Annotated in this window: 18 protein-coding genes and 2 pseudogenes; 14 read left to right on the top strand and 6 right to left on the bottom strand. The window is 68.6% G+C overall.

The window, feature by feature from the left end; translation table 11 throughout:
• Positions 1–254 precede the first annotated feature (254 nt).
• Positions 255–776: an ATP-binding protein gene (locus tag ACIQCZ_RS13635; RefSeq protein WP_402282179.1), complete on the top strand. Its 522-nt coding sequence runs from the start codon at positions 255–257 to the stop codon at positions 774–776.
• A gap of 174 nt (positions 777–950) precedes the next feature.
• Here ACIQCZ_RS13635 and ACIQCZ_RS13630 read toward each other — a convergent pair whose 3' ends face one another.
• Positions 951–1,244: a hypothetical protein gene (locus ACIQCZ_RS13630; protein ID WP_402282131.1), complete on the bottom strand. Its 294-nt coding sequence runs from the start codon at positions 1,242–1,244 to the stop codon at positions 951–953.
• A 39-nt stretch (positions 1,245–1,283) separates the two neighbouring features.
• Here ACIQCZ_RS13630 and ACIQCZ_RS13625 point away from each other — a divergent pair, with 39 nt between their 5' ends.
• The 3 genes and pseudogenes from ACIQCZ_RS13625 to ACIQCZ_RS13615 all read left to right on the top strand — a co-directional run.
• The gene (locus ACIQCZ_RS13625; RefSeq protein ID WP_402282129.1) at positions 1,284–1,841 is read left to right on the top strand and encodes a hypothetical protein; all 558 of its coding nucleotides are present in this window, start codon (positions 1,284–1,286) and stop codon (positions 1,839–1,841) included.
• Between the two features lie 47 nt (positions 1,842–1,888).
• Positions 1,889–2,467, top strand: a complete 579-nt coding sequence (locus ACIQCZ_RS13620) for a GNAT family N-acetyltransferase (protein ID WP_402282127.1) — start codon at positions 1,889–1,891, stop codon at positions 2,465–2,467.
• A gap of 150 nt (positions 2,468–2,617) precedes the next feature.
• Positions 2,618–3,040 (top strand): annotated as a pseudogene (locus ACIQCZ_RS13615) (IS701 family transposase); the annotation flags it as partial.
• Positions 3,041–3,085: 45 nt separating this feature from the next.
• Here the strand turns inward: ACIQCZ_RS13615 and ACIQCZ_RS13610 are convergent.
• Entirely contained in the window at positions 3,086–3,661 is a 576-nt protein-coding gene (locus tag ACIQCZ_RS13610; RefSeq protein ID WP_402282126.1) for a hypothetical protein, read from the bottom strand.
• 389 nt (positions 3,662–4,050) lie between these two features.
• Here ACIQCZ_RS13610 and ACIQCZ_RS13605 point away from each other — a divergent pair, with 389 nt between their 5' ends.
• Positions 4,051–5,325, top strand: a complete 1,275-nt coding sequence (locus ACIQCZ_RS13605) for a hypothetical protein (RefSeq protein ID WP_402282124.1) — start codon at positions 4,051–4,053, stop codon at positions 5,323–5,325.
• A 440-nt stretch (positions 5,326–5,765) separates the two neighbouring features.
• Here the strand turns inward: ACIQCZ_RS13605 and ACIQCZ_RS13600 are convergent, their stop codons facing one another.
• The 3 genes and pseudogenes from ACIQCZ_RS13600 to ACIQCZ_RS13590 all read right to left on the bottom strand — a co-directional run bounded on the left by ACIQCZ_RS13600 (position 5,766) and on the right by ACIQCZ_RS13590 (position 6,903).
• On the bottom strand, positions 5,766–6,314 hold the full coding sequence (locus ACIQCZ_RS13600) for a DUF1062 domain-containing protein (RefSeq protein WP_402282122.1): 549 nt from the start codon (positions 6,312–6,314) through the stop codon (positions 5,766–5,768).
• 211 nt (positions 6,315–6,525) lie between these two features.
• Positions 6,526–6,689, bottom strand: a pseudogene (locus ACIQCZ_RS13595) (IS5/IS1182 family transposase); the annotation flags it as partial.
• A gap of 16 nt (positions 6,690–6,705) precedes the next feature.
• The gene (locus ACIQCZ_RS13590; RefSeq protein ID WP_402282120.1) at positions 6,706–6,903 is read right to left on the bottom strand and encodes a hypothetical protein; all 198 of its coding nucleotides are present in this window, start codon (positions 6,901–6,903) and stop codon (positions 6,706–6,708) included.
• A gap of 249 nt (positions 6,904–7,152) precedes the next feature.
• Here ACIQCZ_RS13590 and ACIQCZ_RS13585 point away from each other — a divergent pair, with 249 nt between their 5' ends.
• From ACIQCZ_RS13585 to ACIQCZ_RS13570, 4 genes are all read left to right on the top strand, one after another.
• Entirely contained in the window at positions 7,153–8,754 is a 1,602-nt protein-coding gene (locus ACIQCZ_RS13585) for an alpha/beta hydrolase (protein WP_402282177.1), read from the top strand.
• A 284-nt stretch (positions 8,755–9,038) separates the two neighbouring features.
• Positions 9,039–9,365 (top strand): hypothetical protein, encoded by a 327-nt coding sequence (locus ACIQCZ_RS13580; protein WP_402282118.1) that lies wholly within the window; start codon positions 9,039–9,041, stop codon positions 9,363–9,365.
• A gap of 446 nt (positions 9,366–9,811) precedes the next feature.
• The gene (locus tag ACIQCZ_RS13575; RefSeq protein WP_402282117.1) at positions 9,812–10,324 is read left to right on the top strand and encodes a hypothetical protein; all 513 of its coding nucleotides are present in this window, start codon (positions 9,812–9,814) and stop codon (positions 10,322–10,324) included.
• A gap of 621 nt (positions 10,325–10,945) precedes the next feature.
• Entirely contained in the window at positions 10,946–12,166 is a 1,221-nt protein-coding gene (locus ACIQCZ_RS13570; protein WP_402282115.1) for a hypothetical protein, read from the top strand.
• A 122-nt stretch (positions 12,167–12,288) separates the two neighbouring features.
• Here the strand turns inward: ACIQCZ_RS13570 and ACIQCZ_RS13565 are convergent, their stop codons facing one another.
• Positions 12,289–13,263 (bottom strand): LuxR C-terminal-related transcriptional regulator, encoded by a 975-nt coding sequence (locus tag ACIQCZ_RS13565; protein WP_402282114.1) that lies wholly within the window; start codon positions 13,261–13,263, stop codon positions 12,289–12,291.
• A gap of 853 nt (positions 13,264–14,116) precedes the next feature.
• Between ACIQCZ_RS13565 and ACIQCZ_RS13560 the strand changes: the two genes are divergently transcribed.
• The 5 genes from ACIQCZ_RS13560 to ACIQCZ_RS13540 all read left to right on the top strand — a co-directional run bounded on the left by ACIQCZ_RS13560 (position 14,117) and on the right by ACIQCZ_RS13540 (position 19,946).
• A complete protein-coding gene (locus ACIQCZ_RS13560; RefSeq protein ID WP_402282113.1) occupies positions 14,117–15,322 on the top strand; it encodes an NAD(P)/FAD-dependent oxidoreductase in 1,206 nt (401 codons plus the stop codon).
• Positions 15,319–16,239, top strand: coding sequence for an RNA polymerase sigma-70 factor (locus tag ACIQCZ_RS13555; RefSeq protein WP_402282111.1), 921 nt, complete (start codon positions 15,319–15,321; stop codon positions 16,237–16,239). The genes ACIQCZ_RS13560 and ACIQCZ_RS13555 overlap by 4 nt, the downstream gene beginning before the upstream one ends.
• A 648-nt stretch (positions 16,240–16,887) precedes the next feature.
• The gene (locus ACIQCZ_RS13550; protein ID WP_402282109.1) at positions 16,888–17,397 is read left to right on the top strand and encodes a GNAT family N-acetyltransferase; all 510 of its coding nucleotides are present in this window, start codon (positions 16,888–16,890) and stop codon (positions 17,395–17,397) included.
• Between the two features lie 453 nt (positions 17,398–17,850).
• Entirely contained in the window at positions 17,851–18,558 is a 708-nt protein-coding gene (locus tag ACIQCZ_RS13545; RefSeq protein ID WP_402282107.1) for a hypothetical protein, read from the top strand.
• A 431-nt stretch (positions 18,559–18,989) separates the two neighbouring features.
• Positions 18,990–19,946 carry a GlxA family transcriptional regulator gene (locus ACIQCZ_RS13540; protein ID WP_402282106.1) on the top strand — a complete coding sequence of 319 codons (957 nt, stop codon included), beginning with the start codon at positions 18,990–18,992 and terminating at the stop codon, positions 19,944–19,946.
• Positions 19,947–19,985: the final 39 nt, after the last annotated feature.

Here is a 19,985-nt window from a genome sequence, read left to right as displayed (position 1 = left end):
CCCGCAGATCCCGCGCCACCACAACAATCGGCGGAACGTCAGGACCTGCACACGCCAGCACGATCCGCGCCCGTAACGCCACGGCCTGCGCAGACATCGCCCGCCGGGCCCAACGCTCCAACACCGCACGCTCGTCAACGGACAACAACAACGGTTCCAGCTTCGGACCACGACGCGGTGCTGGCACACCCGAAGAAGCACTCATGCATGAACTAACGACGAATCTCCGGCGCAGGACACTAGCGTTGGTGCCCGTGATCGTATGGCTCAACGGCACACACGGCGCAGGCAAGACGACGACCAGTACACTCGTGCAGCAGTTGATCCCGGATTCACGAGTTTTCGACGCCGAGAAGGTCGGCGAGACACTCATGGACATCACACCGGGGCTGCCCTGGACAGGCAACTTCCAGGACTGGCCGCCGTGGCGGCCGCTCGTCGTCGAGACTGCCCGCCGCGTACTCGACTACACCGGTGGCACTCTCGTGATGCCCATGACTGTCCTGGTCGAGCAGTATTGGCGCGAGATCAGCACGGGTCTCGCCGAACATGCCATTCCCGTACGGCACTTCGTCCTCCACGCCGACCAGGACACCCTCCGCGGGCGCATCGAGGGTGACACTGTTCTTGGCCCCTCCCCATTCCGACTCCAATACCTTGAGCCCTATGCCGAGGCGGCCCGCACGTGGCTGCACGGCGAGGCCGAGGTCGTCGACACCACAAACCTCACGCCCGCCCAGGCCGCCCTGCAGATCGCAGAGGCCGTCAAGATTTGAGGTCCATCCGCTACGCGAGACAGGCACGGGTGGCAGCAGAGAACGACCTTCCGGGGTCAAGCAGCACGGACAGGCTCGACCAGGAGCCCAGCTCAGCCCAGCACCACGGTGTCGTCTACGCCGAGTAGTCGTATCGGCCGGGACCCGAAGTCCCGCAGGTCACCACAAGCCTGCTCAACGAGTTGGTGCGTGATAGTAGGTGAGGGAGTCGTCGGTGGTGGGTGACATGATCCGCCCGTGTCGATCCAGGTCGATCCGGCGGTCCTCGCGCATCGGCTGTTCACGGGTGTCTCCTGGCGGCATCCGGCCTGCCCGGTAGTGGAGTTGGCCCGGCCGTGGCAGGCGTGTGTCGAGGGGCGACCTCTCGGTGCCCGGTAGCGGGCCGCGGGCGCCGACGTCCGGCATCAACTGGTCTTCGTTGAACGGCTGGTGGCCACTCTGATCCATCTGCGGCACGATCTTCCGCACTCAGAGTGTGTGATGTCGTATCTGTCGTCACTGGAACGTGTGGAATCGCTGCATCTCCGCCGCCTGGGAGGCATGGGGCTGTGGCGGGAGATCGCCGCACGGGCCGAAGGGGTCCGGGAGAGGATCGCGGAGCTGACCGCACTGCTGGACGGGTTCGACACCACCGCCGAGGAGATCCGGATCACCCGCAAGGCGCTGCTGGAGCTGCCCGATCCGTCACTGCCCGTGCCGCGGGCCGCGAAGCTTCCGGGCCATCCGGCCTACCAGCAGATCACGGCGGTGTTCGCCGCGGCCGATGCCCCGCTGTGGGCGCGGGCGGTGTGTGAGGCGATGGACTGGGAGGTCGCTCCCAGCGACATCAACAACGTCCGCCTGAAGCTTGAGCGGCTCGCCGAGCGGGGGGGTCCTGGCCGATACCGAGCAGGGGCTGTTCATCCCGCCACGGCCGTAGCCCCTCCCGCGGGCCGCAACCAGTCTGCTCAGCCCAACCGAAAAGCCAAACCGGGCATCACCTCAGGTGCCGCCCTCTGGGGGCACTCGGTCGCGCCGATGAGCGGACACGTCTGCCGGCCCGCCGAGAAAACCCGTTGCGAGTGACCCGCATCGGATGTCTGATTGATCGGTCACCGATCAGGGGAGGGAACATGAGGACGTCGCTGCCCACCCCCTCGTTGCACACCGCTCGCCTTCGGCTGCGTGCCTTCGAAGACGCGGATGCGAACGACGTCTTCGCACTGCACAGCAGCGCCTACGTGCTGCGATACTGGGACGCGCCACCGTGGAGCGAACGCGTGCGCGCCGAGAAGTTCCTCACGGCTTGCCGGCAGATGGCACAGGAGGGCACCGGGGCGCGGCTGGCCGTAGATCGTGTCTCCGACGGGGCGTTCATCGGCTGGTGCAGCCTGAACAGGTGGAATCCGGACTACCGCAGCGCGTCGCTCGGCTACTGCTTCGACGATGCAGCGTGGGGCCACGGATACGCGACCGAGGCCGCGCGCGCTCTGCTGCGATGGGCATTCGACACGCTGGACCTAAATCGCGTCCAAGCCGAGACCGATACACGCAACGTGGCTTCTGCCCGCGTGCTGGAGAAGCTCGGCTTCGTGCGTGAAGGGACGTTGCGGGAAGACTGCGTCGTCGACGGCGAGGTCTCTGACTCGTGGGTCTACGGGCTGATCAGGCGGGAGTGGCAGCCGCCGTCCGAGCCGGTTCCCGCCCGCTGAGTTCCGTCGCTCGGCACCCGGTATCGGCTCGTACTCCAGCCGTAGATGATGGTCTGGCTGGTCCGGGGGGCTCGCAGACAGGTGCGGCCAGGAGCGGTCATCAGCTGGTGTGTGAACAAACGTTGCTCAGGCGGTGACCGAAGGACAGAGCGTAGACACCGCCCGTCGGCCTTCTACCGCTGCTACTCACCCCGCCAGGTGCCGTTGGCCACGCTGGTGCGGGTCGCAGGATCACCATGGAGGGTGGAGGAGACCTTCCAGTCCGGAAAGGGCCTGGCCGGACTGGACGAACACCAGGGCAGACGGTGGACCTCCTGGCATCGGTGGGTCACCCTCGCCATGCTCGCGCACGCCTTCCTCACCGTCGTCCGCGCCGGCGAACACGCCCAGCGTCCAGCACCGGACCAGCTGATCCCGCTGAGCTGCAACGAGATCCAGCATCTGTTCACCGCCCTGGCCGTCCAGCCCATTCACGACTCAGCCCGCCGAATCCGCTGGTCCTACTGGCGGCGGCGCCACCAGGCCCGAGCCCGCGATGGTCATTACCGATGGCAAACCACCCAACAGCCATGAAACTGAGCATCCATGGCGAAGTCCGGAGGTCATTTCCCACCCGGCTCACGCCTCGAAATCGTGATCCCCGTACTCGGCCCAGCCCCGGTCGATCAGCTCATCCGCCAACTCGTCCCCGTCGAGGCCATCAAGGTCGACGAGGTCATCGAGAGCGCCATCGCCAAGCTTGACGTAGTCACCGTGCTCCGCGATGTCGCCCATGAGTGGTGGGACGAGGATGCTGTCCCAGTCCGCAGTGACCTCGATCCTGCCGTCGAGGTCACCTTCGAACATCCTGTCGGCAAGCACCATCCTCACCTTCTCTGGATCATCCGCGCCAACGGCGTAGCCGGTCGGCTTGCCTGGTCCGCGGAAGGTGATGTCCGGGTAGCCGTCGACTCGGATCGTGATGAACGGGTGAAGATCGATCGAACGCACTCGTTCGCCCTGTTGGTACACGTCCAGGGCCAGTTCAGTACTGGGGCCGTAGTCGAACAGCAGCCATACGTTGATGTAGTCCTCGAGTTCGGAGTCCAGAGCACGCATGGCTTCGTCGAGACTGCCGCAGATGTGGTGCGCGTCCTTCCTGGCCCCGCCGGGAGACACACCAAACCTCAAGTCGTAGAAACTTTTGAGCACCATGCCGCGGAACCCTACCCAGGGGGACCGACAACCGGCTTCCGCCGCGGTCCCCAACACCGTGGCCATAACGCCCACCATGACCACTGCCTACGACACATACTCCCGCAAGCAGCCAGATCATCATCTACGGCTGGAGTACTGGGACCTGTCCGGCCGATCACGACCGATCCTCCCGACGGCGCTGGACTGCACACGGACGACATGGGCGGAAGCATTCCCGTCCCCTCCCGCGCCGGGATCATCAGGGGGTTCGCCGGCTGAGGGCGGCGAGCACGTGTACGTGCTGGAAACGGTGGGATCCGGGTTCCACCCGATCACGGTGCCCGATTCCGACGGCCCGTCCGCTGGGGCCGGGTGCCGGTGTCGGAGGACTCTGACATCATGCGGCCGTGATCAACGCGGACGACAACCTGCTGACCGGCCTGGACGAAGTGGACTGGGCGAACCTGAACCACGCCTACGGGACGGCCGTCGATGTGCCCGGCCAACTGCGCGCCCTGTGCGGAGTTGACGAGCAGGCACGACAGCAGGCTGTGAGCAGCCTGTTCGATCACCTCGCGCACCAGGGAACCCGCTGTCAGGCATCTCCGTACGCCGTGCCGTTCCTTGCCCGGATCGCTCTCGCCGGCCCGGATCCGGCGCGTGAGCACGCGCTGGAGCTCCTGACCGGCTTCGCGGTCAACTGGGACGAGGAGCGCGAGATCATCGACGGGGCCGACATCGCCACTTGGCGAGCGGAGGCCGCCGAGAACTCCCCCGACAAGCTCCTCCCGCTGTACGAGGAGGCGCTGGCCGCCGAGCGGGACGAGCAGCGACGCCGGAACCTACAAGACATCCGGGACTGGGTGGCGGCCGGCAATCCGGTCGATGCTCGTGACTCTTCGATGCGTTCATACAACGCCGTACTTACCGAACTTCCTTCCCTGCGCGGTCTCTTGGACGATGAGAATCCCCGAGTCCGAACCAGGACTGCCTACCTGATGACCTGGTTTCCTGAACTGGCGGGCACCTCCCTGCCCCTCCTGGTCGGCCTTGCTGCGCACGAGGACGATGCCGTCGCGAAAGCCACCTCGCTCGTAGCGGTCGGCATACTCGGCACAACGGCTCTCCCGGGGGTCCTCACCGCCAGTCTGGACGCCGAGGACGGCCTCGTACGCTGGGCTGCCGCCATTGCCACCGCCCAGACCGCCCGAAGCGCCGCCGCGGAACTTGACGGTCCGTTCCTCGACCGGGCCGTTGCCGAACTCGCTGCCGCCGCCGCGGCCCCTGCGCCTGTACCCGCGACCGACTACAGCCTGGGCGACTTCCACGGGCACACCGCCGACGTTCTGCTCGCCCTTCCACCCTCCCCCATCTCACGCGCCGCAGTCGCCGCCTGCCTGCCGTCTGTCAGCACGTCGCAAAGGGCGTCCAAGGCGAAAGTTGTTCTGCCAGACCTGTTCCCTAGCCCTCTGCCCGACCCCTGTCCCCCGTACGCGCAACTCCCCCGCCCCCAGCAGCAGCTTTTGTATGCCCTCGCCGACCTCTTTGAAGGATGGTGGAAAGCGGAGGGGGACCTGGGCGAGAGCCTCGCCACTTACGGACTCCCGGCCACTCACGCACGCTTGCGCGCGTACATCGGGCTTCCCGCGGTCGACCACGGGTGCTGGCCGCCGAAATTCTGAGCGCGCGGACGGGGCGCATATCTGGGAACTGCCCTGCCGATCACGCGACTGTTCGGTGCCCGACTCGTTGACGTGGGTATGGGGCGGGGCCGGACAGGTCCTAACCCCGAGCAACTGATCACTGCGCCTCATCCACACACAACGGCGAGCTGAATAAAGAGTTATATACCGCCCTCTCGGAATGACTTGTGGTTCCTCGGGCGCGGCGCTCTCGAGTGATTCCGTATGGAGGTGGGCCCGACATCCGCAACAGATAAGGCGTGCGCCACGCCCGGGCACCCGATCACACCGTCGCGCAAGGCATCCGGAGCACGATGAACTGCATGCCCGACAACACCCGGTCAAGTCCATCAGCAACTGCTTGGCGGTGGACGAAGGCGGACAGAGTCAGGGCCTGCCCGGCGGATCCTGCCGGACAGGCCCCTGATCCCGAGGAGGGCTCAGCGCTTGAGCGTGAAGGTGAAGTCGCCGGAGAGCTTGCCGCTCAGCCGGACTGCCGAAACGAGCTTCCCCTCCGTGATCAGTCTCTCGACCTCGGCCCGCGAAAGACCGCAGCCTTCAGCGATCAGACGCACCGGCCGGACCGGGATCCGCGCCGCAAAGCGGACCGAGACGTCGATCACCTCGCGGTCCAGGTGATCCGACCCGCCGGTGTCGAGGCGCCATGCGTTGTCCCAGTCGAGGGCAATGCGATTGCGGCGCCGCACGACCGGATCCTGGAGCAGCTCAGCTGCCAGGTCGGGGTCGTTGTCATGCAGCCGGTCCAGCAGCTCAGGTCGTACGGAGCGTACATTCATCCGCTCCAGGACCGTCAGCTTTGCAGTTTCCCCGCAAGCGGTACAGAGCGCGAGGAGCCAGACGTCGATGAGCTTGTGGTTTGCGTTGACGCGAAATTTACCGCTTGTCCGGAAGCGCTCGGACGCGCACGCGTGGCAACGGCGGAGAACGAGCGGCAGGCAGGTGGGCACAACCACCCAGTTTTTGAGCACAGAGGTACACCGGTTTCAGTGAGAAGTCCGCAGCAAAAAGGAGCGCGGCGCACATGCGCGACGCGCGACGATTCAGCGCTCGGGAGGTCTCACAGGGTGTACAACGGCGTGTCCTTGACTAGACAACTTGGCTCGGTAGCACGGTAATGGCGCACGGCGGCGCTGCTCCACTGGTTTTCGAGCGCCTCACCGCCAGGTTCTGTCCGGCGGATCACGGACGAGGCAAGAGCCGGATCGCGCCGACGGTGACGGTGCCGTGGAAGACGTAGACCCGCTTGTGGTACCTCGTGGCCATGGCCCGGAGTTCTTGAGCCTGTTGATCGTCCGTTCCGCCTCGCTCCTACGCTTGTGGATCGTCCTGTCGAAGCCGGCGGGCGTCCCCTGCCCGTGTTCACCACCAGTCGCCGTCCTGGAAGCGCATGTCCCTTGTACAGGGCGGTGTGCCAGTGACGACGGGCGAGCCGAGGTCGGCCAGCCGGGGGCAGCCGTCGGTGGAGGTTCGGTTGACGAGTTGCTGTTCGTTGGGGACGACTGGACACTTCGTGACCTGGCCGGACGTTCCCGACGCGAGGACGCCGCAGAGATCCAAGGGCCGTTCCGGCAGGCTGTGGGCGAGGCGACTGGCGCGTCAGCCTGGCGCTGAGGGCTGCCCGTCCCCTACAACTCAGTGACCACCCAAGACTGTTGTGTCATTCCCAGGGTGGAGGGGAGGTGCAGCCCGGCGAAGGATCCGCATGCGCGGCCTGTTCCTGGATGATCTTTCCTGTCCGAACATGCAACCGGAAGGATCGATATCGTGCGCAGACGACGTCTCGCTCCCCTGTTGGCCGTGAGTGTCATGGCAACGCTGGCTCCCGCGCTCGCCACCTCGACGGCCACCGCCGCTGCGGCGGCCACCCCATCGACCGCCTCCTCGTCCACCGCCACGCGCGTGCTGAACCGGTATGTGAAACAGAAGCCGCGGTGGAAGCGGTGCGAAGCCTCCTCTCCGGCTGAGTTCGAGTGCGCCACGATCAGGGTTCCACTGGACTACGGGGTTCCCTGGGGCAAACGGATCAGCTTAGCCATATCCCGGATCAAGAGCACCGCCCCCGACAAGCGGCGCGGTGTCCTGTTCTCCAACCCCGGCGGCCCGGGGGGACAGGGGCTCTACATGCCACTGGAAATGCAGGAGAGGCTCCCCAGGGCCGCACAGCAGAAGTACGACCTCATCGGCTTCGATCCGCGCGGTGTCGGACAGAGCAGCCCGGTTTCCTGCAATCTGGAGCCGGAGGAGGAGAACTGGCTGCGGCCGTACAAGGAGGAGACGTTCGGCAAAGACGTCGCCTGGGCACGCGACGTCGCGAACAAGTGCAAGGAGAAAGCGGGCGACACGCTCCCGCACATCACCACGCGCAACACCGCGCGCGACATGGATCTGCTCCGGGCGATCCTCGGTGAGAAGAAGATCTCGTACGTGGGTTACTCGTACGGCACCTACCTGGGCGCCGTCTACACCCAGCTCTTCCCGGGTCGGGCCGACCGGTTCGTGCTGGACAGCGCGGTCGATCCGGCGCGCGCCTGGCGAGGGATGATCCAGTGGTGGGCGGAGGGCGCCGAGCCCGCTTTCGACCGGTGGACTGAGTGGGCCGCCGAGCGTTCAGGGAAGTACGGCCTCGGTGACACCCCGAAGCAGGTCGACCGGACCTTCTGGGACCTGGTCGCGCAGGCCGACGAGAAGCCCATCGAGGTAGAGGGGCAACCGACCACCGGTGATGACATCCGGAGCGGTATGCGCGGGGCGGTCTTCAGCCCAAAGTACGCCACCGAGGGGGTCGTGGAACTGAAGAAGGCCGCGGCCGGCAAACCCGCCTCCGCGAACAAGATCGCGGCGTTCGCCGGATCCCGGGTGACCGGGACTGCAGACGCCGTCGATGCCGTCGAGGTGCCGTCCGACAACATGACGGCGAGCTTCTGGGCCGTGGTCTGCGGCGACAACTCGGCCGCATGGTCCCGCGATCCTGAGAGCTACCGGCAGGACGCCATCAAGGACAAGGGCCGTTACCCGCTCTACGGTGACTTCGCGTCCAGCATCAAGCCCTGCGCGTTCTGGGACAAGTCCATGGAACCGGCAACCAAGGTGAACAACAAGGTCGGCTCCCTGGTCGTCCAGAACGAGTGGGACTCGCAGACTCCGCTGCCCAGCGGTCAGGCCCTGCACGCCGACCTGAAGGCCTCGAAAATGGTCACCGTCCTCGGCGGCGAGGGCCATGGCGTCTACCCGAACGGCAACGCGTGCACGGACGGCACGGTCACCGACTACCTGCTCACCGGCAAGCTCCCGGCGAGGGACGTGACCTGCCGGGCCACGGCCGACTCGAACGCGGAGGCACGGAAGAGCCAGAAGCGGGACGCGCTCCCGGGCTCTCCGCTCCCGCAGCGTGCCCCGGACCGATTCTGAGCCCGATCGCATGGCCCCTTGCCGCATGACCCGTTGAAGACGGGGGCGGGACCACCCAGCGGGGTCCCGCCCCCATAGTGGATGCGGCCGACTGAGCCCGCGCGGGGACCGGCAGCCGTGTGTCCGGCAGGCCGTCCCCGAAGTGGCAGGGGGAAGGCGCATGGGCCGGCGCGGGTATCCGGCGCTGTAGTGTGCGGTGTTCGGCGCGGTGCCGCTGCAAGGCTACGGGCGGTCGCCGGCCGGGATGACGCGGACCCAGCGGCCGACCGCGTTATCTTCTCCCCATGGATCCGCTCACGTTCGACTACGCGAACCTTCATCTGCGTGTGGACCGGGGGGTGTTCGAGCTGTTCAACCTGGACTCCGCAGAGCACACGTTCCGGGTTCCGTTGCGCTGGCTCGGGGTGTTGGTGCACTACAAGAAGCCGGACAAGCCAGGCGAGTTGTTCTTCGGTGTCGTGCGCGATCCGAGTTCCGTCCTTTACGGCACCGACCGGCTCGCTTTCAGGTTCGCCCACTCGCCGGCGGTCCGGGTGCCGCACGGCGAAGAGCGTTTGTTCCGCGCGTACTTCAGCGAAGTGGCCGTGCTCGCCGACCGGTCGGTGGCCTGACTTCGGAGTCCGCGGTCTTCGAGCACAGCGACGTGCGCATGCGGGTCGACCACGAGGTATTCGAGGTGTTCCGGCTGAACCACTTCATCGGGTCTTTCCGGGCCCCTCTGCGGTGGGAACCGTCGCTGCCCTCCGGCCAACTGTGACGCTCAGAGCGGCCAAGTGAGGCACCCGGTCACACGCGGCCATCGACCGCGAAAAGAGCGGCGAAGGCGTCGACGCCGGGCCAGGCGTACCGATCCAGCATCGCCGAGCGGCTCGGCATCACCACGGGCGCGAAGCAGGGACCACACCCCTCGGGCAGCACTGAGCCCCTTCCGACCTGACGGCGGCGCCGTCGAGGCGGGCTGCCGCACAAGGCGAAGAAGCACCTGGCAGTCGCTCGTCGATCGCTGTCGTTCGTCGTCGGTCGCAGGTCCTGCACGGCTCCGGCCTATGCTGGGCGAATGTCCGCGAACGGAGCACCACCAAGTGGCTCGGGCAGTGCGGAGCCCGGCGCCGACGCGGAGTTGCCCGCGACCCTGTACATCGCCGGACTCGCGCTGAGACGGGTGGAGGGCCCTCCCCCGCTGGCCTGCTGGACCGGTTGCTTCCCGGCACCGGCGGGCGCCGACCGGGCCTCGGTCAGCCTGGTGACTGAACCGCCTGCCCTGCCGCAGCCGGCCACCCTCCGACTCGCCCACGATGTGGTGAGCCGATTCGACGCCTTCGTCGCCCGGGCCATGGAGTACTGCCGCATCCGGCTCCGTGAGGAACATTTCGGGCTCACCGCCGAGGAGCTGGATCTGTTGGACCTTCCGGAGCCGCCACTGGGAGTTCCCGAGGCAACGGTGTGGGCCGATCAGAGTTGGGCTGTCCGATTCGCCGAGAGCGGGCTCCGTATGGGCGACCCCTACGGAATCCTCGTAACCTTCGACGGGACTCGGCCCGTCGATGTGCAGGGCATCGACGACGAGTGACGAACCGCCCGTCGTACCGTCAGCACACATCGGAGCAGCCTCACCCTGCCCTGGAACTCGGGCGCGGTCGAGGGCCACGTCAACCGGATCAAGATGCTCGAACGCCGGATGTTCGGCCGCGCAGGCTCCCACCTTCTGCGCAAGCGCGTTCTCCTCGCGAATTGAGTGTGTCGCTCCCGACCCTCGCCGCCGGCCCTCGCTCCCTCCCCTCAGCTCGGCTCCCCCGTGTTCGCCCCGACCGCAGTCGGTGCGCACCGGTCGGCGTGCCTCACGCTCAGCTGCCCGGCGGCGCTTCTCTTCCTCGTCGGCCTTCGCGGCCCGGAGGCGGTAGAGGGCGTCGTCGTCGGGGGTGTCGAGCGCGTGGGTCGCGGTTTGCCGTCCGCCATCCGGTCGCCGCCCCCGTCCGTCGCGTACGAGGGGCAGGTGCGGTGGAACCGGTCGGGCGCGCGGAGAACGGGTCGCTGGCACCGGACGTGAGCGCGTGACGGGATCCACGAGGCTGTCAGGTTCCAGACATGCCGGTTTCAGACAGTGAACGACGCTTCTTGATCCGGTAGTTGGACTTACAGACTGAGCGTCGCCCGTGGATGCCCTACCGGGGCACCCTCGAAAGGAGACCTCGTGAAGAAGACCCTGTCTGTGGCAGCGAGCCTGGCGATCGCCGCGACCTGTGGCCTTGGCATGGCGCTTCCCGCGCACGCCGCTGACGCGACCGGTGTCACGACTGCGGCGAGCCGGTCGCTGCAGTCCTCCATCGACACCTCCTCCATGGACCCGCAGCACCAGGCCGTCGTCGACCGGATCCTGGCCAAGCTGCCCGCCGACTGGGAGGCCCGCCTCGACGCGGCCAAGGCCAAGTACGGTCTGAAGGGCGAGGAGTGGCAGCAGATCCGCGACAGCGCGATCAACCCCGGCGACTACCAGTGCCAGACGACCGATCTGTCGAAGTACGCCAACTCCCTCCTCGATGGCGCCCAGGACCCGTGGACCATCTTCATCCTTTCGCTCTTCGGTGGCTTCGACATGCCCACCTACGACGCGCTGATCTACGGCAAGGAGTCGTCGTCGAACACGTTCGGCGCCAAGGGTGAGTACACCCAGCAGCTCAACTCCGAGATGAAGAACCTCAAGCGCTTCTGGGACATCGACTCGGCACGCATCGAGCTGATCCCCATGCACGGCGCGGACGTCTTCACCAGCCCGGACCGGCTCGCCCGCACCCTCTCCGTGCTGTACGGCGGCACGCCCGAGGAGAACCTCGACCTGGCCGACATGTTCATCGAACTGGTCGACTCGGAGCCGGTCCTCCAGGGCGGCGCCAACCCGATCTTCACCTTCAACGCCTTCGCCTACAGCGAGAAGGACGACCCGGAGCCGCTCGGCATCACGGACCGGATCATCATGGGTGACGGCATCCTGCAGGGCATGAACGCGGTGAGCCTGGGCGACGTCGCGCCGCGCGGCATCCTGGGCCACGAGTTCGGCCACCACGTCCAGTACCAGAAGAACCTCTTCGAGAGCGACCTGACCGGCCCGGAGGCCACCCGCCGCACCGAACTCATGGCGGACGCGTTCGGCACGTACTACCTGACCCACTCCCGGGGCGAGTCGCTGAACGCCGCCCGCGTCCTCAAGTCCGAGAAGTCGTTCTACCAGGTCGGCGACTGCAGCTTCAACAGCTCCGGTCACCACGGCACGCCCAACCAGCGGCTCGACTCGGCGACCTGGGCGGCGGGCGTGGCCAACGAGGCGCCGAACCAGGGCCACATCCTGCCCGCCCTCGCGTTCGACAAGCTCTTCGAGGCCAAGCTGCCCGACCTGGTCAAGCCGGACAACAAGTAACAATCACCACCGCAGCGCGGGGCGATGAACGCCTGAGCGGCTGAGGACCCGCGCGGGGCGGGCCGGATCACGCACCGGCCCGCCCCGCGCGCCCACGCCGCGAGCCGGGCCGCGGCCCGGAGTCACAACCAGCCACGACGGCTGGCCTGAACACCGAGCTGGAAACGGGTCTTGGCGCCGAGCATCTCCTGGAGGCGGGCGATGCGCCGGGCGACGGTGCGCTCGCTCACCCGGAGCTCACGGGCGATCGACTCGTCGGTCAACCCCGTGCTGAGGTAGCTCAGGAGCTGCCGACCCTCGGGGGTCGCCTCGCTCTTGACGGCCTCACCGGCCGGCGGGAGCGGAACGGCGATCTGCCAGTACGACTCGAAGACGCCGATCAGCCCGTCCAGGAGCCCCGACGGCTGCACGACGACACTGTGGTGTCCCGTACGGTTCGGGGCAGCGACGGAGACCACGGCGAAACGGTCGTCGCAGACCAGCACGTTCAGCGCGACATCGGGGAAGACCCTGGCCTGTTCTCCCCGGGCGACGCACTCGTGCGCCACTTCCAGAGCCTTGGGGTCCTGCAGGATGTTGGCGCTGTACACCACCCGGTAGGCGATCCCGCGGCCCAGCGCATCCAGCGTGCCGGGGCCGACCTCCGGCATCCGGTCGCCCCCGCCCACCGGCCCGATCGACAGCGCGCGCACCTGGGACACGGCCCCGTTGTGCACCCGTGACTGGATCTCTCCGCGCCGCTCGGAGGTGTCGACGACCTCGACGTAGCTCGCTCCGGCGGTGTGGTCGAGCCAGTACTGCGACAGGGCCGTGGCGCTCTCGTAGGCGGTCCGGGCCTGGCGCGCGCGCCGCTCGGCGACCGCCTCCAGCACCGCGCGGGGCGGCTGGGCGGTCAGCCTGCCGTCCGTACGGGACACCAAGCCGATGTCGCTGAGTTCGGCGACGGCGTCCTTGAGACCGTCAAGCAGCGACCCGGCCAGCGCCGGCCGGTCGGTGAGTTCGGTCAGGGTCTGCGGACCCCATTCCACGAGCGCGAGGTAGGCGGCCTCCGCTGTCGCGGAGAGACCGAGAGCCTGCAACGGGCGCAGCGTGCGCATGTCCCCCCAACCCGGCGGCACCGCACGGCGCCACCCCCCGACCCCATTTCTACGGTGGCTGTCATTCCGCCAAAGATCGTCACCCTAACACCGGCGTGATCACGCGGACCAGGAGCGGACGGCGTGACAAGCGGAGCTGGTGAAGGCGTCGGCGTGAACGCCGGCGGAAGCGTCGGCAGTCGGTCCGCGCCCGCCGGTACCGGGGCGCCCGGCCACCCCACCGGCTGCCCCGAGGAGAAGCCCCCCGTGCCGAAAGGAGTCACCAAGCGCACCATCCCGCGGCCTGTTGAGGGCGGCCCTGTTCAGCCTCCCCGACAACTGGGCCCTCCGCCGGGACGCCCTATCAGATCTGGCAGGCCGGCGACGCGGACGTCGGCGACACGATCCGCGTCCACTACGAGCCGGGGCGTCCCGAGACGGCGAGCACCCGCTCCGTGACAGGAACCAGGGTGTCGTCCGGCATTTTGGCCCCGGTTGGGCTCGCGCTCGTGATCCTCATGCCGCTGCCGGCACTCAGGGGCGGATGGGAAGGCCTCCGCGGCATTCGGCGGGCGGCGCGGAAGCGGAATCGGTCGGCGGCGGGATGACGCTGCCTGCGGAGACAGCCTCGCCCTTGCGCCCACGGGTGCCGTGAGCCGGCCGGCGCGGGCGGAACCGGCCCGGACCCGTATGCCCGGCCGGCGCAGGGCAGTCGTCACAACCGCCGTGTCATGACGGCTTCGCGGACTCGTTCGACCGCCTGCTGGAGGACCCGATTCGGTCTGTGTCGCGCATCACATCCGACCCATGTCACGTCCGGGCCGCCTGCTCCCATCCGGTGGGTGTCAGCAAGCGAGCCGAGGAGGACGGAACGATGAACGCACGGCAGGAGACCGGCACCACGACCGCGCACCGCGTGGTGGTCCTGGGGGCGGGGTACGCGGGCATGTCCGCGGCGATCCAGCTCGCGGCCCGGGTCAAGGGGCGCGAGGGCGTACAGGTGACCTTGGTGAACGCACAGGAGCGCTTCACCGAGCGGATGCGGCTGCACATGACGGGGACCGGGCAGCGGTCCGCCGAGCTGAGCATCCCGGGGCTGCTGGAGGGCACGGGCGCGCGGTTCGTGCGCGGCTGGGTGACGACGATGGACGCGGACACCAAAACCGTGCGGACCGACGACGACCGGGTGCTGCACTACGACACGCTGGTGTACGCGCTGGGCGGGGCCGCCGACACCTTGACGGTGCCGGGGGCCGAGGACCACGCGTACACCCTGAGCAGTGCCCAGGACGCCGAGTTGCTGGCCGCCCGGCTGGGGCGGCTCGCAAGCGGCACCGTGGTGGTCGCCGGAAGCGGGTTGACCGGCATCGAGTCGGCTGCGGAGATCGCCGAACAGCACCCGGAGCTCAACGTCGTGCTGCTGGGCCGGGCCGAGCCCGGTGCGGCCATGAACCCCAGGGCCAAGGCGTATGTGCGGGCCGCGCTCGACCGGCTGGACGTCGTGGTGCGCGCCGGGGCCGAGGTGGTGAGGGTGCTGGCCGACGCGGTCGAGCTGGCGGGCGGGGAGAGCATCGCCGCCGACGCCGTTCTGTGGACCAGTGGTACGCGGGTGTCGCCGCTGGCGGCCGCCGCCGGGCTGACGGTCGACGAGCGTGGACGCATCGTCACCGATGCCGCGCTGCGGTCGGTGTCGCACGCCGACGTGTACGCGGTCGGTGACGCGGCCGCGATCCGCCAGGGCTACGGCGTCATGCACGGCACCTGCCAGGGCGGCATGCCGACCGGGGTACACGCCGCGCTGTCGATCGACCGTGTGCTGAAGGGAAAGCAGCCCAAGCCGTTCCGCTTCGGCTACTACCACACGCCGGTGAGCCTGGGGCGGCACGACGCGGTGGTGCAGTTCACCCGCCCCGACGACAGCCCTCGGCGAATTCACCTGACCGGCCGTATGGCGGCCCGGTACAAGGAGACAGTGACTGCCTCGCCCTGGCCGGCCTACGGCCGTATGAAGAAGATGCCCGCCTCGGGCGCCTTCTGGCCCCGAGGGGGCCGCTTCACCCGGGTCGGGGAGGCCCGGTGACCGACCTGGCCGCCCGCCCCGACCAGCAGGTCTTCCACGAGCACCGGCGACTGCTGTTCTCGGTGGCCTACCGCCTCCTCGGCTCCGCCGCCGACGCCGAGGACGCGGTCCAGGACGCCTGGATCAAGTGGTCCGCCGCCGACCGCTCGCAGGTGGCCGACCCCAAGGCGTACCTGACGCGGATCGTCTCGAACCTGGCGCTGGAACGGCTGCGTTCCACCCGGCACAAGCGCGAAACGTACGTGGGTCCGTGGCTGCCGGAGCCCATCCTCACCGGCGGGGACGCCTCCGAGATCGTCACGGACGCCGAATCGGTGTCGATGGCCATGCTGGTGGTGCTGGAGACGCTCAGCCCGCTGGAGCGCGCGGTGTTCGTCCTGAAGGAAGTCTTCGACTTCAGCCACGCCGAGATCGCGCAGGCGGTGGAACGTTCCGAAGTCGCGGTGCGACAGGCCGCGCACCGGGCCCGCGAGCACGTGCAGGCCCGACGGCCGCGCTTCGCCGCCGACAGGTCGAGTCAGCGCGAGGCCACCGAGCGGTTCCTCGCCGCCGCGACCGGCGGAGACGTCAACGCCCTGATGGAACTGCTCTCCCCGGACGTGACCCTGTGGACCGACGGCGGTGGCAAGGTCCGCCAGGCCCTGCGTCCGATCGTCGGCGCGACCACGGTGGCCGCCTGGTTCGCGGCGATCGGCACCGTCACCTACCAGGGAGTCGATCCCGCTGACATGAATGCCCGACTCGTCGGGATCAACGGTGCGCCGGGCATTGTGTTCAGCGGGCCGCAACGCGTGATCGCCACCGTCACCTTCGACTTCGACGCCGACGGCCGTATCACCGCCATCCACAACGTGGCCAACCCGGACAAGCTCAAGGCCGTCGCCGACGGCACCATTCACGGCATCGGCACGCGGTGAGCACCGCAACCGCGTGCTGCCGCCGGGTGCGGGAGACACCGTCGAGCGCCGCCTCGTCCGCCGGCGGCTGCGAGGCACCCAGGGTGATCGGGGCGCCGTAGGTGTGCATCGCGACCTCCTGGAGCTGGTGCCGGGCGACGGCGCCGGAGGTCTGCGGCGGCTCCGACGCGCCCCGCCCCGTCCGGCAACCGCGATCCTGGCCGGCCTTTCGCAGCGTGCTCTGCAGTTCCCCCGTCGGTGCGGCGGACCAGGCCGGCACCTGTACGTCGAGGCTGGGCGTGGAGGCGACCGCGGCCCGGAACGCGGTCGGCGTTCGTCGTTCAGGCGCGGCAGAGCGGGGAACCCGGGTGTCGTTGCCACGCCGACCGTCCATCACTCGCGCTCCGACGACGGACGGGAATATCCCGGCCGACGCGGCGGGCGCACGGACGACCTGAGCGCCCGTCACAAGAGCGGAGACTCCACTGAAGTCTGATAGGTTGGCTTTTATCGTTCAAGCCTTCCCGGCCGGGCCCCGCCTCCGCCAGGAAGGCTTTTTTCATGCCCTGATCCACCCCGGCACAACGGGAGACCGCCGCCGTCCTGCCACGACCGCACAACCCCGTGATGCCCCGGACACCACCCGACCGCCGAACATGGAGGAGATTCATGACCGACATATCCGTGCGCCTCGCCGAGCAGGCCGACCGACCGACGCTGGAGCGCCTCTGGTTACTGTTTCAACATGACATGTCGGAGTTCAGCGGTGTGCTGCCCCGCCCGGACGGAACCTTCCGAAGCGATCGGCTCCACGCCGCGTTCACGCAGGCCGACTGGGCACCCTATCTCGTGACCAGTGGCGAGTGCCCCGTCGGGCTCGCATTCGTCCGCAGCCTGACAGGCCCGACGCGCGTACTGAGCAGCTTCTTCGTGGTGCGTGGCGTACGCGGGACGGGGATCGGGCTGCGCGCCGTTCACGAGGTCGTGGCGAAGCACCCGGGGCCCTGGGAAGTCGCCTTCCAGGAACGCAACGACGCCGCAGTCGGATTCTGGCGCCGCGTTGCTTCCGAGATCGCAGGCGACGCATGGGCCGAGGAACGCAGAGCGGTACCGGGTCGCCCGGACCTGCCACCCGATACCTGGATCTCGTTCACCGCCCCGGCCACGACCCGGGACTGAATGCCGAACGCGGCGTTGCTGCCGAGAAGGACTCGGCAGCCACGAACTCCCCCGTGCCCGAGGGCATTTTTTTGCGCGACCTGTAACACCCGGCGCCACCAGCAGGGTTGCAGCTCTCCGGGATGTGGCCGAGGTGCGCGGTGGTGGGGATGATGCGAGAGCGGGTGCCGTAGGCGGTCCGTTCGTGGGGCCCGGATCACCGGCCGGGGCGGCGCCCGCGCATGAGCCACAGAGTCCACGAGACCGACCGCTGCCGCACGCATCACGGGCCGGCCGCACCGGCACGGGGCTTCGGCCGACTCGCGGCGTGCGACCTGAGGTTGACGACATCTACGTCGCACGTCGTGAGCGGACGCCGGGACGTCCAGCCTGCCGACGGATGACCGGGACCACGCGAACTCGCAGGATGGATCCCGTCAAACACCGGCTCCTCAAGAAAGGCAGGAGATCATCATGGCGTCTCTTCCACGGGGCAGGACCGTGGCCGTCCTGGCCGCACTCGCCGCAGGTCTCGCCCTGTCCGGTTCCGCCGTCGCTTCCCCCGGGCACCGGGAGGAGAAGCCGATCCGCGCGAGCGTCGTCGGAAGCGCCGAGTTCGTGCTGCCCTACTACAAGGACGACGACATCCGCTCGTTCACCTTCGACGCCCATGGCGCCCCGTACAGCCGTCCGCTGCCCACGATCCCCACGGGTCTGCCCACCGACGCGCGGGGGACGATCGAGATCTCTCACTACTCGGCCGAGCGACACATCACGTACACGTCCAAGGGGCGCGTGGACTGCTTGGTCACCGGACCGCGAACCGCGACGCTGACAGCGGTCATCACCGAGGTGAGCCCCGGCGGACCGCCCACCGTCAGGCACCGGGTCGGGCTGAGCGTCTACGACGGGGGCAAGGACGAAGGCCGTTCCTCCGACCGTGTCGGCTTCTCCTGGAACGGCGTGAACCTGCTGACGGACAGCGGCGCCCGACCCGAGGAGGCCCCGGTCGGCACCTGCATGGCCCCCGCCCCGTACGCCCCGGTGACCAGGGGCGGGTACACGGTCACGCACGCCGAGCTGCCGCCGCCACCGCCGACGCCCAGCCGATCGGAGCAGCACCTCTCACGCCTCCCCGGCCGCACGGCGGACCCCCAACCGTCATGGGCGGCTCACAGATGAGTGTCGACGGGCAGCTGCCGGCACCTTCTCTGCGAGCCGACCGGCGAGGAGGCCGGGACCGCACTCCTCCAAATCCTTTGCTCCGGCGAGCATTTCACCCGAAGTATCGGCTCCGAGCGCCTCCGCGGCGCCGCGCCGCTCGAACTCTCTGCTGTTGAAGCCGGTGCCGGAGGCCGGGTCGAGGCCCGGTTTGCCGCGCACGTCCGCCGTCCCGGGCCGCCGGGGGAAGCGGCATCGGCGGACGATCAGAACGCAGTGGGGTGGTGCCGGCCAGTTCCTCACGGATGCAGGTACAGGCATGGCCGAGTTCCCCGACCCGAATGCGGGGGCCGGTCTGCCGGCAGGCCACCGGCTCCCGCCAGGGCCGGTGATCCCGTTCTCGGGCTCCTGCCCGAACGGTCCGCCCCCACATCCCCTCGTATTCTGTTCCCGTGCCAGCCTCCCGCCTGCATCGCGTCGCCGTCCTTGTTCTCGAGGGCGCGAAGCCGCTCGATGTCGGCATTCCTGCTCAGGTGTTCACGACCCGCGCGAGCATGCCGTACGAGGTGCGCGTGTGCGGCGCCGCACCCGGTCTCGTGACCGGCGGCGACGGCCTGTCGTACTGCGTCGCCCACGGCCTCGACGCACTCGCATGGGCCGACATCGTCTTCATCCCCGGCTACCGGTCCCCGGACTGCGACGACCCGCCCCAGGCCGTCGTCGATGCGCTGATCGCGGCCCACGATCGGGGCGCACGCCTCGCAGCCATCTCGACGGGCGCCTTCGCGCTCGCGGCCACGGGCCTGCTCGACGGCAGGCGCGCCACGACGCACTGGCATTACACGCGCGCGCTCGCGGCGAAGCATCCGCTCCTCCAGGTCGACGAGAACGTCCTGTTCGTCGACGAGGGAAGCGTGCTGACGTCGGCCGGTGCCGCCTCCGGCATCGACCTGTGCCTGCACATTCTGCGCGGTGACCTCGGGGTGGCCGCATCGAACCACGCGGCCCGACGCCTGGTCGCGGCCCCCTACCGCAGCGGCGGCCAGGCGCAGTATGTGCCACGCAGCGTGCCCGAGCCGCTCGGCGAGCGGTTCGCCGCCACCCGCGAGTGGGCGTTGCACCGGCTGGGCGATCCCCTCACCCTTGAGATGCTCGCCCGGCACGCGACGGTGTCGCCACGCACGTTCTCGCGGCGCTTCGCCGAGGACACCGGATACACGCCGATGCAGTGGGTCATGCGTGCCCGCATCGACGTGGCCCGCGAGCTGCTCGAACGCTCGGAACGGAGCATCGAGCAGATCGCCGCCGACACCGGTCTCGGCACCGGCGCGAATCTGCGGCTGCACTTCCAGCGCATCCTCGGCACCACGCCGAGCGAGTATCGGCGCACCTTCGCCCAGGGCGAGTAGCCCGCCACCGTGGCGCGATCCTTTCGAGCCGTGGCACTC

This window comes from Streptomyces sp. NPDC093149, assembly GCF_044754145.1.
Taxonomy (GTDB): Bacteria; Actinomycetota; Actinomycetes; order Streptomycetales; family Streptomycetaceae; genus Streptomyces.
This window is presented reverse-complemented; position numbering and strand designations above follow the sequence as displayed.

Bases quoted from the DNA above. Each gene is read 5' to 3' on its own strand.
- ACIQCZ_RS13620 (WP_402282127.1), top strand. From the start codon at position 1,889: ATGAGGACGTCGCTGCCCACCCCCTCGTTGCACACCGCTCGCCTTCGG.
- ACIQCZ_RS13610 (WP_402282126.1), bottom strand. From the start codon at position 3,661: ATGGTGCTCAAAAGTTTCTACGACTTGAGGTTTGGTGTGTCTCCCGGC.
- ACIQCZ_RS13585 (WP_402282177.1), top strand. From the start codon at position 7,153: ATGGCAACGCTGGCTCCCGCGCTCGCCACCTCGACGGCCACCGCCGCT.
- ACIQCZ_RS13580 (WP_402282118.1), top strand. From the start codon at position 9,039: ATGGATCCGCTCACGTTCGACTACGCGAACCTTCATCTGCGTGTGGAC.
- ACIQCZ_RS13575 (WP_402282117.1), top strand. From the start codon at position 9,812: ATGTCCGCGAACGGAGCACCACCAAGTGGCTCGGGCAGTGCGGAGCCC.
- ACIQCZ_RS13565 (WP_402282114.1), bottom strand. From the start codon at position 13,263: ATGCGCACGCTGCGCCCGTTGCAGGCTCTCGGTCTCTCCGCGACAGCG.
- ACIQCZ_RS13560 (WP_402282113.1), top strand. From the start codon at position 14,117: ATGAACGCACGGCAGGAGACCGGCACCACGACCGCGCACCGCGTGGTG.
- ACIQCZ_RS13550 (WP_402282109.1), top strand. From the start codon at position 16,888: ATGACCGACATATCCGTGCGCCTCGCCGAGCAGGCCGACCGACCGACG.
- ACIQCZ_RS13545 (WP_402282107.1), top strand. From the start codon at position 17,851: ATGGCGTCTCTTCCACGGGGCAGGACCGTGGCCGTCCTGGCCGCACTC.